This window comes from Streptomyces niveiscabiei (assembly GCF_001419795.1).
In the GTDB taxonomy this organism is placed as follows: domain Bacteria; phylum Actinomycetota; class Actinomycetes; order Streptomycetales; family Streptomycetaceae; genus Streptomyces; species Streptomyces niveiscabiei.
Window position 1 is genome coordinate 1 of sequence record NZ_LIRL01000453.1, and the last position, 14,952, is coordinate 14,952.

Sequence of the window (14,952 nt, forward strand, 5' to 3'; positions counted from 1 at the left end):
CGTGAGCCCGAGCCCGGCGGCAGTCTCCCGGCACCGCGTACTCTGCGAGCACAGGACCCGCTCGGCGAGAGGCACCCCACCCGCAGCGTCCTGCGCCGCCCGCACCCCCGCCGCGTCCACCGACCCCCCGTCGTCGAACCGCCCCGCCCGCAGGGACGCGGAGATGGCGGGGGCGATGAGGAGCAGGCGGTGAGTCATGACCCCATTGTGCTGCCGGCCACTGACAACACGACCCCCGGTCCCGATCGAGAACGCGGCCCGCCATTCCCTATTTCTGCAACACGTTCTACCGTGTGCGCCCTCAAGACCCCCGCCCCGGAGGAGGCCCCGTGCACCTCGACCAGACCCCCGAAGAACAGCGGTTGCGCGCGGAGTTGCGGGAGTACTTCGCGGAGCTGGTGCCGGACAACGCGTACGCGCGGCACGCCGATCCGGTCGGCGCGAAACGGTTCTACCGGGAGACGATCCGCCGCCTGGGCGCGGACGGCTGGCTCGGTGTCGGGTGGCCGAAGGAGTACGGGGGCCGGGGCCTGACCCCCGTGGAACAGTTCGTGTTCTTCGACGAGGCCGCGCAGGCGGGCGTACCGCTCCCGCTGATGGCGCTGAACACCGTAGGCCCGACGATCATGCGGTACGGCACCGACGAGCAGAAGGCGTACTTCCTCCCCCGCATCCTCTCCGGCGAGATCGACTTCGCGATCGGCTACAGCGAACCGGGCGCGGGCACCGACCTCGCGGCGCTGACGACGCGGGCCGTACGGGACGGGGACGAGTACGTCGTGAACGGCCAGAAGATCTGGACGACCAACGGCGACACGGCGGACTGGATCTGGCTAGCCACCCGCACCGACCCGGACGCCCCGCCCCACAAGGGCATCACGATGCTGCTGGTCCCCACCACCGACCCCGGCTACTCCTGCACGGTCATCCGCACGCTCGCCTCCCACGACACCACGGCGAGCTACTACGAGAACGTCCGCGTCCCCGTCACCCACCGGGTCGGCGCCGAGAACGAGGGCTGGCGCCTGATCACGAACCAGCTCAACCACGAGCGCGTCACCCTCGCGGCCCACGGCACGATGGCGATCCGCGCCCTCGCGGACGTCCAGCGCTGGGCCGGGGAGACGAAGCTCGCCGACGGCCGCCGCGTCCTCGACCTCCCCTGGGTACGCCGCCGCCTCGCCCAGACCCACATCAAGCTCGACGCCCTGAAACTCCTCAACTGGCAGATGGTCCAAGCCGTCCAGAACAACACCCTCACCCCCCAGGACGCCTCCGCCGTCAAGGTCTACGGCTCCGAGGCCCGCCGCGACGCCTACGCCTGGCTCCTGGAAATCGTCGGCGCCCCCGGCGCCCTCCAAGAGGGCTCGACGGGCGCCGTCCTCCACGGCGAACTGGAACGCGGCTACCGCTCCGCCGTCATCTTCACCTTCGGCGGCGGCAACAACGAGATCCAGCGGGAGATCATCACGTGGATCGGCCTGGGGATGCCGAGGGTACGCCGCTGACGCTGAAAGAGGGTGGCCCGCGCGCAGGCGGACCACCCTCAACACCCCCTGTATCAGGGGATGTTCTGGTACAGCGCGGTGATCTGATTCGCCGTCAGAGCGTAGGCGTACGCCTGTACATCGCTGACGGAACCGCCGAACCAGGCACCGGGTAGACCTCGGCCGAGAACGAGATCACCAGTTGCTGACCAAGGGGTCACCCCGGTCGTCGTAGCGGCGAGGGTGCCGTTGACGTACAACTGGGCTGTCTTCGTCGCGGAGTTGTAGACCCCGACCAGGTGGGTCCAGGCACCCGCCGACGCGTTCGCCGCATACGTGTACGTCGTCGTCGGACTCGCGGCGTCCGCGCTCGTGAACGCCAGAGCCCAGCCGGGACTGCCGGTGTGGGAGTGGTTGTACTGGAGAGCGAACGGCGAGGTCTGGGTGCCCTCTTCGGCCAGGACGGTCTGGTCGGCCGTGCCGGCGGTGCCGAGTCTCACCCACGCGGAGAGCGTGAAACTGCCGCTGGTGTCGACGACTTGGGGGTTCGCGCTGACCGCGTACCCCGAACTGCCGTCGAGGCTCAGCACAGTTCCCCGAGTCGCGTCCGTGGCCCAGGTCGCGCCGCCCGTCAGGGTGAGCGGGTTGTTGCCCAGGTTCGGGTTGGCGCCCGCCGCGTTGAGGGTGTTGAGCGTGTCGGTCGCGGCGGTGTCGGTCGCGACCGGCATGGAGTCGCCGTCGTCGAGGCCCCAGGTGTCGACGGGGGAGAGGAGCGCCGTGGTGAGCGCCCCGAACGCGGGGTCGGACAGGTTGACGTGGTCGCCGCTGTCGGCGGTCGCCGCGAGCTTCTCCTCGCCGGTCGTCGCGTCCGTGACGGCCACGGCCGCGTCGAAGTCGGCGAAGTAGACGGCGGGCGTGGCCCAGGGGTTGCCGAGGTTCATGCCGCCGAGGAACGCGTTGACGTCCGTGCGGTTGTCGTCGGTGGTGGACGTGCATGGGTCGTTCGGGGTGGCGCCGTCCCCGGCGAAGCCCTCGCAGGGGGTGAGCGAGGTGAGGACGACGTTGACGCCCCAGCCCTGGAGCTGCTGGACGAGCGCGGTGTAGCCGTCGGCGTCGAGGTCGTCGCTGGTGGACCCGGCCAGCAGGTCTTCGAGCCCGGCGTCCACGACGACCGTGGAGAGCCCCGGCTGGTCGAGGATGTCGCGGTCGAGCCGGGAGAGCACCGAAGGCCCGCCGACCGGATTGCCGCTGTACGTCTCGGGGTTGTCGGTCATCAGCTGGTTGGCCTCGATGCCCTCGGCGAGCACGCCGTAGGGGCTGGCCGTGGTGGGTTCGGCGGCGGTCAGGCCGTCGGCCACCCGGTACCCGTTGGAGTTGGGCAGCGTGGTGTTCGGCTGGAACGGGTCCACCAGATGGTCCCCGAGGACCGCCTCGGTGGGGACGTTCGCGGACTGCACGTCCAGACCGGTCACCAGGTCCGTGAAGTTGCCGTACGCGGCGGCGGTGGTCGTGAACGGCGTCGCGCTGGTGCCGGTCGTCAGGTCGCCGCTGCCGTTCGCGGTGATGTACTCGTAGGAGCCGCCCGCGTACGTGTGCTGCACCAAGTACGGGACGGCGTTGGAGAGTTGGTAGGAGACCAGCAGGTACTGGTTCGCGGTGACGGCGAACGGCAGCGGGTCGCTGTAGACCATGCCGCCGACCGGGACGGTCACCGCCTGGGCGCCCCCGAACTTCAGGGTCGTCGGCGTGCCCGACGGGACCGCGCCGATCGCGTTCGGCGTGGAGCTGAGGGCGATCGTCGCGTGGCCGATGGACAGCTTGTTCGTGCCGAGCGCGTTGTCGAGCTTGACGCGGACCGTGGACCCGGACACCGACGGCTTCAGCGCCACCCGGATCGTCTGGTTGGAGTACGTGCCGCCGCCCGGCAGCCCGAAGCTGCCCTCGGTTGCGCCGGACCAGGCACCGGTCCAGGACTGGCCCGAGGGCGCGGCGGCGTAGGTGCCGTTCGCCTCGGCCGTCCCGGCGGTCGTGTTGCGGGTGCCCAGCGCGAACACGTGCAGCGTCGGCTCGCTCGGCCCGGCCGCGCCGGTCAGGTCGGGCAGGGTGACCGAGGCGATCGTGCGCGCCGGGTCGACCGGCACCGAGAACGCGTACAGCTGCCGGTCCGCCGTGCTCTGGGTCGAGCCGTTGACGTGCGGGAACACCGCCGCCGCGATCGAGCTGTCCGTGTTGGACCAGTCGGGCACGGTCAGCATGTACGTCGCGCTCGTGCCGTCGGTGTAGGTGATCTGGCCGCTCGCCGGGCAGAAGGAGTCCGCGTCGTCGCCGGAGAAGCAGTACGCGGCGCTGACCCGGGTCCCGGCCGGTACGTACGGCGAGGTGGTGTCGCCCGCGATGGCGCCGGGCGAGCTGAGGTTGGTGTACGTCGAGGCGGTCAGGAAGACCAGGGCGTTGCCCTGCCCGGAGTAGTTCACGGTCTGGTTGGCGGCGAGGAGGTTGTCCTTCTGGCCCGAGCCGAAGGCGGGCAGCGTCATGGTGGCGCCGTCGACGGTCACCTTCCCGCCGCTCGTCCAGCCCGCGTTCGCCCAGTCGGTCGCCGAGAAACTGTGCCCGTTGCCGTCGAAGTTGGCGGCGCTCATAGTGCTGTCGGCGCTGATGCCCACGTTGTCGAAGCAGGCCGCGAGGCTCGCGCAGGTCGTGTTCGGGTGCCCGGCGGCCAGGAACGGGTAGGCGGACGTGCCCGACACGTCACCGGCGCCGTCCACGGCGTACACGTACAGGGTGTGCGGTCCCGGCGAGGGCGGTACGACCGTCACCGTCGCCTTGTTGCCGCTCGCGGTGACGGTCTCGCTCGCCGGGGCGCCGCTCGTCGGCGGCGGCACGTCGAGGTGGTACACGAATTTCGTCGCGGTGGTGCCGGAGCCGGTGATGTCGAACTTCCCCGAGGTGCCCGCAGCCGCGCCGACGGCCGCGTCGGTGACGTCCGTGTTCGGGTAGAGGTTGCTCTCCGAGGCGAGCGCCGGCTCGTCCGGTGCGGTCGGCTCGGCGGTGAAGTGGCAGGTGGGGGACTGGCCGTACGTCGTCGACGCCATCCCGTCGGTGACCGTGACGTCCCAGTCGACGGTCTTCCCGGCCGCCAGCGACGACACGAACGACGCCGGGAGCGAGGCCGTGGCGTACGTGTTGCTCGCCAGGTTGTCGCCGCTCTTGAGCGTCGCCTTCGTGGTCGTGCCGTCCACCCAGTACTGGAACGTCGCCTGGAGCTTGTCCCCGTTGGGGTCCTTCACCTTGGCGCGCAGCACCGGCGGCGTCGAGGCGATCGTCTTGCCCATGTACGGGTACGGCGACGAGGTGTCGCAGGCCGCGTCGGCGGCGCCGGACACGGCCGCCATGGTCGCCGCGGTGGGGGCGCTCGGCGGGTTGTCGTAGAAGATCTGGAGCGTCGGGTTGTGCGAGAACCGCTTGAAGCCGAGGTCGTTGCGGCCGGCCTCCATCGAGTCCTCGCTCAGCGTGGCGGTGAAGCTCGTCGAGTGCCCGCTCGCCGCCTTCTTGATCGGCGTCAGGACATTGAACCCGTTGGTGGAGCTGCCGTTGCTCGGGCACAGCGACGGGTTGTAGGCGGGGCCGAAACTCGCCGACGTCGCATAGCTGTTGTACCGCGGCCGGTTGCTCCAGTCCGTGCCCGAGCCGATGCCCCGGGACCAGTGCAGGTTGACGGTCGCCGTCGTCGAGCAGGACGCCGAGTAGATGTCCGTCGCGTCGACCTCGGCGCTGCTGATCGTCGCTCCGAAGATCGTCTTGGACAGCGTCCACTGGTAGATGGCGTGCTCGTCACCCGTGTTGCAGGAGCCCTCGGGCCAGCCGTTGTAGCCGACGCCGAGATAGCCGTTGTCGGCCAGCGAACCCGTCTTGTTGTAGAACGACGTGCCCGGGCAGCCCTGCTTCACCTCGTCGAACGCCGGGTTCGCGTAGTCGACCGGGTGCCAGTTCACCGAGGGGTCGACGTACACCGGGAAGACCGTCCCGGCGCGGGTCAGCATCGCCTTGTCCGGTACGAGGGTCAGGGTGCCCCGGCCGAGGCGCGTGCGGACGCCGGCGACGCGGGCGGCCAGGCCGGGGTGCGCGGCGTCGGAGGCGTCGGCCGCGACCTTCGCCGTCGTGTGCAGGGCGCGGTTGGAGTCCCACTGGAGCGGGGTGGGGGAGTCGGCCACCGCCGTGCCGTGGGTGTCCGTGACGGTGAGCCCGCCGTCGGCCGCCGGGGCCAGGTGTCCTCCGTTCACCTGAGCGCCCAGGCGCAGGGCGGCCAGCGCGGGGTTGCGTGCGGCGGTGGCGTCGTGGACGACGAGGGTCTCGCTGGGGCCGCCGGACGCGGTGGCGGTGACCTGGAGGTCGACGCCGGGGAGTACGGCGGGGTAGGTCGCGGTCTCGCCGTCGACGCGGGGCGTCGGCAGGGGAGTTGGCCAGGTCAGGGTGAGCGCGGTGGCGCCGGAGCGGGTGACCGCGAGAGGGGCCGTGCCGCCGCCGGAGAAGGAGACCGTGCCGTACGCCGTGGCCTTCGGGGACCAGGTGCCGTCGGCGTGGTGCGTGAGCGTCAGGTCCACCGGGACCCAGCGGTTCTTCTGCCGGGTTCGCACCGGCAACGGGTTGGACACCGTGCGGAAGCCGCCGCCGGGCTGCGCCTCCACCTGGACGGTCGGGCTGGTGAGGGCCGAGACGGTGACCGGCTTACCGGTGGCGTGCGCCTGCTGCGCGGCGGCCCGCATGGCGGTGGCGTCCGCCGAGGTGGGGCCGTAGCCGTCCGGGAGGACCGGTGAACTCGCCGATGGAGCGGGGGACTTGGTGACGGGGGCGCTCTTGCCGGTGACCTGGAGGCCCGCGGCCGGACGCGGGGTCGCCGCCGCTGCGGGGGTGGTGGCGAGGCCGGCCGCGCCGACCGCCAGGACCGCGGCGACCGCGAGAGCCGCGCTGGGTCTGTGGATTCGCGCACGTGCACGAGGTGGGTGCATCGGATTCCCGTCTGTGGAAGGGCTTTCGGGGCGGACGTGAGGAGTCGTTCGGAACCCCGCAAAGATCAGCCGGGCAGGTGAGAGACGCATGTGGTCATGTCAAGAATCGGGGAAGAGCTTCCGGTTGCCCGATGCGCGGCAAATCCGCTGACACGTACGGTCCGTTGCGTCGTGAAGATCGACATCGCCGTGTGAAGGAGCAAGCCTTGCCCAGGACGACAGGTTCACAGGGCGGCCCGAGACCCGACGGCCGCCTGAGACGCGGGCTGACCGCACTGACCGCGGTGATCTCCGTCATCGTGGGTGTCACGGGCGCCGCGCAGCCGGCCCACCGGCACGCGCAGCCGGGGTACACCCAGGTGAAGCCGGTTCCGGTGACGGCCGTGCGCTCGCACTACGGTCCCGCACGGCACCTCGCGAACTCGCCGTCGCCGAAGGTGACGTGGCCCAGCGGGGCGGCGGGGTTCAGTGAGCCGGCGTCCGGCACCCGGCTCAGGGCGAGCGGCCTGCCGATCTGGATCACACCCGCGCCCGAGAAGCCCGCGTCCACCAAGGCCGCGTCCGGGAAGACAACCGCTTCCTCGGTCAACTCCTCCGCCCCCGCCGCCACTTCGGCCTTTTCGTCCTTCACGCACACCACCGCCCGCCTCCTCCCGCAGCACATCGCCCGCTCCGCCGGAGTCGACGGCGTCCTCCTCCAGCTCACCGGCCTCCCCAAAGCCAAGTCCCAACTCGCCCTGGACTACCGCGACTTCACCGCCGCATACGGCGCCGACTGGGGCTCGCGCCTCCGCCTCGTCCAGCTCCCCGCCTGCGCCCTCACCACCCCGACCCGCGCGGCCTGCCGTACCCAGACCCCCGTGGCGTCCACCAACGACCCGAAGGCGCAGACGATTTCGGCGCCCCTCGCCCTCGCGCAGAGCGACGTCGTCATGGCCGCCACCGCCGCGCCCACCGGAGGCGGCGGCGACTTCACGGCCACCTCGCTGAAGGCGTCCGGCTCCTGGCAGGCCGGCGGCAGCACGGACGCGTTCACCTGGTCGTACCCGATCAGCGGCCCCGCCGTACCCGGTGGCCTGGCCCCCAATCTGACGCTGGGCTACGACTCGCAGAGCGTGGACGGCCTCACCTCGTCGACGAACAACCAGGCGTCGGTCGTCGGCGACGGCTTCTCCCTGCCGAGCAACTACATCGAGCGCTCGTACGCCTCCTGCCACGACAACCCGGCGGGAACCACGCGGACGTGGGACAACTGCTGGTCCTCCGACAATCAGCTCACGCTGTCCCTGAACGGCACGGCCACGACCCTCGTCAAGGACGACACGACCGGCGCCTACCGCGCGCAGGGCGACTCCGACGAGCGGGTCGAGCGGCTGACCGGCGCCACCAACGGCGCCCAGAGCGGCGAGTACTTCCGGGTCACCACCTCCAACGGCACCCAGTACACCTTCGGCCTGAACCAGCTCCCCGGCTGGGCCTCGGGCAACACCGCCACGAACTCGGTGCTGACGGAACCCGTCTATGCCACCGCCTCCGGCCAGCCCTGCTACAACGCCACCTGGGCCAACTCCTGGTGCCAGCAGGGCTATCGCTGGATGCTGGACTACGTCAAGGACACCCACGGCGACGTGATGTCCTACTTCTACACCCCGACGACCGGGCACTACGCCCGCAACCTCGGCAAGACCGCCGACACCCCGTACATCCGTGACGCGGCCCTCGCGAGGATCCAGTACGGCCAGCGCGACGGCTCGGTCTACTCCACCAGCCCCGCCGCCCAGGTCACCTTCACCTACAACGGCCGCTGCGACACCTCCCCGACGGGCTGCGCGACCTCCACGCTGACCAGCTCGACCGCGTCGAAGTGGCCCGACGTGCCGTTCGACCTCGACTGCGCGAGCGGCGCGGCCTGCTCCGCCAACTCGCCGACGTTCTGGAGCGAGAACGAGCTGACGGGCATCCAGACGCAGGCGCTCGTCGGCACGACCGAGACGAACGTCGACGCGTGGGCGTTCACGTACTCGTTCCCCGCGACCGGGGACGCGACCACACCGTCCCTGTGGCTCAACTCGGTGACCCGCACCGGCCAGGACACCTCCGCAGGGGGTTCCACCGCGTCGCTCACCATGCCCCAAGTCACCTTCTCCGGCACGCCGTTGTCGAACCGGGTGGACCTGACCGACGGCTACCCGCCCATCACCCGCTACCGCCTCAACACCATCACCACCGAGTCCGGCGGCATCATCAGCGTCGGCTACTCGGCCCCGGCCTGCGCCAGCGGCACCCCGAGCGACGCCAGCCAGAACACCAGCCTGTGCTACCCGGGTTACTGGACGCCCACCGGGCAGACCGCGCCGATGCTGGACTGGTTCAACAAGTACGTCGTCACCACGGTCACCCAGCAGGACCCGACCGGCGGCGGCGTCAACGACACGATCGTCACCCGCTACACCCCCGTCGGCACCCCCGCCTGGCACCACGACGACAACCCGCTCACCCCCGCCGCCCAGCGCACCTGGGACCAGTGGCGCGGCTACGGCGGCATGAAGGTCAGCACCGGCACCGCGCCCGACCCGGTGACCGAGACCGACTACACGTACTTCCGCGGCATGGACGGCGACACCCTCGCCGGCGGCACCCGCGCGGCGTCCGTCACCGACTCCCGGGGCGACCCGGCGGTCACCGACTCACCCCAGTACGCGGGCCTGACGTACGAGGCGATCCTCTACGACGGCCGCGGCAGCGGAAAGGTCGTCAACGACACCGTCACCACGCCCTGGAGCAGCGCCGCCACCGCCACCCACGCCCTGTCCGGCGGGCTCCCCGCACAGAAGGCGTACCTCACCGGCCAGGACTCGGTGCAGGTCTACACACCCCTCGCCTCCGGCGCCACCCGCGAGACCGAGACCGACTACACGCACGACGCGCACGGCCGCGTCACCAAGGCCGACGACAAGGGCGACGTCTCCACCACGAGCGACGACCTGTGCACCACCGCGACCTACGCGGACAACACGTCCACCTGGATCTACGACCTCGTCGACGAGACCAAGACGGTCTCCGTGAAGTGCGCGACCACCCCGACCCTCCCGGCCGACGCCGTCAGCGACAAGCGGGTCTTCTACGACGGCTCCAGCACCCTCGGCGCCGCCCCCACCGCCGGTGACCCGACGTCGACCCAGCAGGCCACCTCGTACAGCGGCTCCACCCCGGTCTACTCGACCATGTCCGCGCTCACCACGGACATCTACGGCCGCCCCCTGACCAGCACCGACGCCGACCAGCGCACCACCACGACCGCCTACACCCCGACCACCGGCGCCGCGCCCACCGCCATCGTGTCCACCGACCCGATGGGCCAGACCCTCAGCCAGACGTACGACGCCTCGCGCGGCCTGATGCTGACGCAGACCACGGCCGCCGGGTACGTCACCAGGGCGCAGTACGACGCGCTGGGCCGCCGCACCGCCGTCTTCCGCCCCGGCATCACCGCCGCGACGGCCAAGTACACGTACGTGCTGGCCGCCGGGAAGCCGAGCACCGTCACCACGCAGACCCTGAACGACGACGGCACGTACCGCAGCAGCGAACTCCTCATGGACGCGCTCCTGCGCCCCCGCGAGACGCAGATCGCGACCGTCGACGGCGGCCGGGACGTCACCGACACCGTCTACGACACGAACGGCTGGGTCGCCAAGACCACCGCCCCCTACTACGCGAGCGGCGCCCCCTCGGCGACCCTCGTGCAGGCCCAGGACGGCGACATCCCCTCGGAGACCGGCTTCACCTACGACGGCGCCGGCCGCAAGACCGTCTCCACCGCCTACGCCCTCGGCACCGCCACCTGGAACACCACCACCGTCTTCGGCGGGAACTTCACCACCACCATCCCGCCCAAGGGCGGCGTCGCCGAGTCCACGCTCACCGACGCGCGCGGCCGCAAGACCGACCTGTACCAGTACCACGCGGGCGCCGCCGCCGACCCCGTCCACGACAGCGCCTCCGACTACTCCGACACGCACTACACGTACTTCCCCGACGGCCACCAGTCCGGCCAGACCGACCCCGCCGGCAACTCCTGGTCGTGGACCTACAACCTCCTCGGCGACCAGGTCACCGCCACCGACCCCGACGCGGGCGGCTCCTCGGCGACCTACGACAACGCCGGCCAGCTCCTGACGACCACCGACGCGCGCGGCGACCAGGCGACGTACGCGTACGACAAGGACGGCCGCCGCACCGCCGTCTACGACACGACCGGCAACGCGACCGCGTCCGCCGCGAACCAGACGGCCTCCTGGACGTACGACACGCTGAAGAAGGGGTACCTGACCTCGTCCACGTCGTACCAGCTCGGTACGGGCAGCCCCTCGGTCACCAACACCGTCCTCGGCTACACGAGCCTCGGCAAGGTCGCTGCCTCCAAGACCACCCTGGCCAACCTGCCGAGCAACCTCGCGCCCCTGGCACCCAGCGCCGGGTACACCCAGTCGTACACGTACAAGACCACCGGAACACCGGCCACCAGCCAGTCCCCGGCGGGCGGCGGGCTCCCCGCCGAGACCGTCAGCTACGGGTACGACCAGTTCGGGCAGCCCACCAGCCTGGCGAGCACCGGGACGACCGCGTGGACGTACGTCTCCGCCATCGGCTACGACGAGTACGGCGAGCCCCTCCAGTACTCCATGGGCCCCACGACCAGCTGGGTCGACCTCACGCTCAAGTACGACGCCCAGACCGGCCAGCCCACCGACGCGAAGACCACCGACTCCAGCAGCTCCACGGTCGTCGACGACACCGCGTACACCTGGGGCGACGCGGACGTCTCCAAGGGCGCCGGGCTCCTCACCTCCGTCACCGGCAGCCGGTCCGGCACCCAGTGCTACGGGTACGACTGGGCCGCCCGCCTCACCGCGGCCTGGACCGCCACCGACAACTGCGCTTCCGCAGCGAGCAGTTCGACCGTCGGCGGGCCCGACCCGTACTGGCAGTCCTGGACCTACACCGCCGACGGGCAGCGCGACACGCAGACCGACCACGGCGCCACCGACACCACCACGACCTACCACTACCCGGCGCCCGGCTCCGCGACCGACCAGCCCCACACCCTCGGCAGCACCACCGGCTCCACCGCGAACACCGCGTCCTACACCTATGACGCGTCCGGCAACACCACCACCGTCAAGGGCGGCGCCCTCGGCGACCGGACCCTGACCTGGAACCACCAGAACCGCCTCGACACGGACACGACGTCCGGCGGCACGACCAGCTACCTCTACGGTCTCGACGGCGGCCTCGTCCTGCGCACCGACCCGACCCAGGCGACGCTCTACCTCGGCGACGAGGAACTCGTGGAGAACCTCTCCACCAAGGCCGTCACCGGCACCCGCTACTACTCCATCGCCGGTACGACCGTCGCCGCGCGCTCCAGCAGCGGAAACATCCAGTACCTCATCCCCGACCGCCAGGGCACCGCCTACCTGTCGGTCGACTACCAGACCCAGGCGGTGACCCGCCGCGAGTACCTCCCCTTCGGCGGCACCCGAGGCATGACACCCACGACCTGGACCGGCGACAAGGGCTACGTCGGCGGCACCACCGACACCGGTACCGGGCTCGTCAACCTGGGCCTGCGCGAGTACGACTCCCAGACCGGGCGTTTCATCAGCCGCGACCCGCAGCTGGAGACCACGGACCCCTCGCAGCTCACGGGGTACGACTACGCCGCGAACAACCCGGTGACGGGCAGCGACCCCACCGGGCAGAGCTGGTTCAGCTCGATCTCCAACGCGGTCTCCAGTCTCGCGGACACCGCGCAGCAGGTCATCGACCGGACGAACGGTCCCATGGCCGCGCTGGGTGTCGGGGAACTGCTGATCGGTGCCGCGTCGGACGGGCTGGGCGGCGCGCTCATGGCGACCGGCATCGGGGCGCTCGGTCCCGGGGAGGCGCTGATCGCGGCGGGGTCGATGCTGGCCGTGTCCGGGAGCGCGACGGTGGCCTCGGCGGTCGCCGCGCCGAACATCGCGTACGCCGTGCAGAACGGGGACGGCGGCGGGGGCGGCGACGACGGGGGCGGATCGGACGGCGCGTCCTCGGAGGATTCGGGCCGGGACGCGGACGCGCAGAAGCTGGTCGCTGAGCACCTGAAGGGCGGTAGGACCGACCAGCTCACTCTGGACAATGCCTACCGTTCCCTGGACGGGGCGCCGGAGGGTACTCGGGTGCAGGGTCTGTCCAAAGAGAACGAGTACAAGAACATGAAGGGCTACAAGAATCCTGACCTTGAGTATCTCGACCAGCAAGGAAACTTGGTCGGCTACGGAGAGGTCAAGACCGTTGGGAAGACCGACCAGAAGACCTTCACCGATCAGCTTTCCAGCGCCGTGAAACAGTTGCGTGTTCGCGATGACGTGGAGGGGCTCCAGGACGTCCACGAAATCTTCATCCAAGTCCCCGACCTGGTCGAGGCCCGGGACATCAAGGGATGGGTCCGTTCCTATCAGCGGGCCCGGGAGAATCGAGGAAGCTCTCTCGACAAGGTCAGCGGGTACCACGTACGGGTCTACAGCCAGAGCGGCAGCAAACTGGCGGACTTCGACCTCGGTGTCAACGCCGACGAAGGCCATGTCGTGGGGCACACCTACTATTCGCCGAACGGGTACTCCTACTGAATCTCCGCCCACTGTCCTGCCCTTGACTGAAAGGCACATTCCTTGTCCTCGACGCTTTATCGCGTGCTCGAACCCTTTTCCGACGCGTCGAGTGCGCTGGCTCGGGCGCGGGCGATCATGCGTGACCTGACCGATTGGGCCGCCCTCCCCTGGCCCACCCTGGAGGGGGTTACCACAGCCGAGCAGTACGCATACGCCCTGCGGACCTTCGACACCGCCCGCATGGCCGGCGACTGGGAGCCCGGCGTCATGTCCTTCCTGGACGAACTGGGACGCCGCGGGGCCATCACCCTCGACGAGGGCCGGTCGAGGACCTGGTTCACGGCGGACCTGAGGCTCAGCCCCGACCTGGCCGATCTCTGGCCGCTGCCCGAGGGGGTGGACCTCGGCCTGTACTTGACCCCGCCCTTCGGCAGTCCTGGTGGCAGGGAGCCAGAGGACACCTGCACCGAGGAGGAGTTGGATCAGATGGTCGCCGCGCTCGGGCCACTGACACTGAACGCCAGATGGGACTGCGCCTGGCGCGGCCTGCCCGAGTCGAAGGACTGTGCCGTGCAACTCTGCTTGAACAGTGTCTGGGTCTCGCAGCACACCGAGCCGTCCCCCGGCGAGTTCGGCGTCTGGATCTCCCTCGGCCCCCGTGTGGCCTGGACCCCTGCCGGCGAGGCATGGCTGCGTGACCTGGGAATTCCGCTGGGCGAACCCCAGACGGGCTGGTGAGCAAGGTCTTCGGAAGGAACCCTTTTTGTCCTCCACGCTCTGGCCCGTCCTCGAACCCTTCCCCGACGCCGCGAGCGCGGTGGCGTGGGCGCGGGAGATCCTGCGCGAACTCGGCGGCGGGTTCGGTCTTTCGTGGCCCGAACTGGAGCCGATCAGCACGGCGGAGCAGTACGCGTACGCTCTCCGTGCCTTCGGCACCGCCCGCATGGTCGCGGAGCGCGATCCCGTGGCGGTCTTTCCCTTCCTGGACGAACTGGTGCGGCGCGATGCCGTCACGTTCGCGGCGGAGCAGCCGAGGTCGTGTCTCGTGGCCGATCTGCACCTTGATCCGGGTCTCGGCGACCTCTGGCCGCTGCCCGACGGCGTGATGGTCTCGCTGGACACGACCTTGCCATTCGGTACGCCGGAGACCGAGTCCCATCACGCCTGTACGGAAGAGGAACTGGACCGGATGGTCGCGGTGCTCGGGCCGTTGAGTCTGGTCGCGGACTGGGGTTGTGACTGGCGGGGTCTGTCCGACACGAAGAACTGCGGGCTGCGGCTCTGTCTGAACGGTGTCCAGATGGATCAGTACAGCGAGGTGTCCTCCGGCGAGTTCGGTGTCTGGGTCGAACTCGGCAACCGCGTTGCCTGGGAGCCGGAGGGCGAGGCGTGGCGGCGGGAGTCGGGGTTGGTGCTGGGGGAGCCGAGGCAGGGGTGATCCGGCCTGAGGGGGGCGCGAGGACGTGGCGTTCGCGCCGTACCCGGTGGGGCGATAAATCGTCATACTGGAGGGCGCCGGAAGGGCAACGACGGGGGCGGCGGGGCTGATGGCTGAGGCGAGGCTGGTCCAGGGGCGGTATCGGCTGCTGGAGCTCATCGGGCGGGGCGGGATGGGCGAGGTGTGGCGGGCGATGGACGAGTCGCTCGGGCGGCAGGTCGCCGTCAAGTGTCTGAAACCGCCCGGTCCGCAGCATGACGCGGGGTTCACCCGGATTCTGCGGGAGCGGTTCCGGCGGGAGGCGCGGGTCGCCGCCGGGTTGCAGCATCGGGGGGTGACCGTCGTCCATGACTTCGGGGAGTCGG

General features: G+C 70.4%; 5 protein-coding genes and 2 pseudogenes. 5 read left to right on the forward strand and 2 right to left on the reverse strand.

The window, feature by feature from the left end; all coding sequences use genetic code 11:
- A pseudogene (locus tag AOK24_RS21950) lies at positions 1-198 on the reverse strand (histidine phosphatase family protein); the annotation flags it as partial.
- Positions 199-329: 131 nt separating this feature from the next.
- Between AOK24_RS21950 and AOK24_RS21955 the strand changes: the two are divergent.
- On the forward strand, positions 330-1,508 hold the full coding sequence (locus AOK24_RS21955; RefSeq protein ID WP_055721777.1) for an acyl-CoA dehydrogenase family protein: 1,179 nt from the start codon (positions 330-332) through the stop codon (positions 1,506-1,508).
- Positions 1,509-1,561: 53 nt separating this feature from the next.
- Here the strand turns inward: AOK24_RS21955 and AOK24_RS21960 are convergent, their stop codons facing one another.
- Positions 1,562-6,493 (reverse strand): LamG-like jellyroll fold domain-containing protein, encoded by a 4,932-nt coding sequence (locus AOK24_RS21960; protein WP_079056930.1) that lies wholly within the window; start codon positions 6,491-6,493, stop codon positions 1,562-1,564.
- A gap of 206 nt (positions 6,494-6,699) precedes the next feature.
- Here AOK24_RS21960 and AOK24_RS52310 point away from each other — a divergent pair, with 206 nt between their 5' ends.
- The 4 genes and pseudogenes from AOK24_RS52310 to AOK24_RS21980 all read left to right on the forward strand — a co-directional run.
- Positions 6,700-13,167 carry an RHS repeat-associated core domain-containing protein gene (locus tag AOK24_RS52310; RefSeq protein ID WP_159051947.1) on the forward strand — a complete coding sequence of 2,156 codons (6,468 nt, stop codon included), beginning with the start codon at positions 6,700-6,702 and terminating at the stop codon, positions 13,165-13,167.
- A gap of 63 nt (positions 13,168-13,230) precedes the next feature.
- A complete protein-coding gene (locus tag AOK24_RS21970; protein WP_240554057.1) occupies positions 13,231-13,887 on the forward strand; it encodes a hypothetical protein in 657 nt (218 codons plus the stop codon).
- A 25-nt stretch (positions 13,888-13,912) separates the two neighbouring features.
- Positions 13,913-14,587, forward strand: a complete 675-nt coding sequence (locus tag AOK24_RS21975) for a hypothetical protein (protein ID WP_055721779.1) — start codon at positions 13,913-13,915, stop codon at positions 14,585-14,587.
- Positions 14,588-14,696: 109 nt separating this feature from the next.
- Positions 14,697-14,952 (forward strand): annotated as a pseudogene (locus AOK24_RS21980) (serine/threonine protein kinase); the annotation flags it as partial.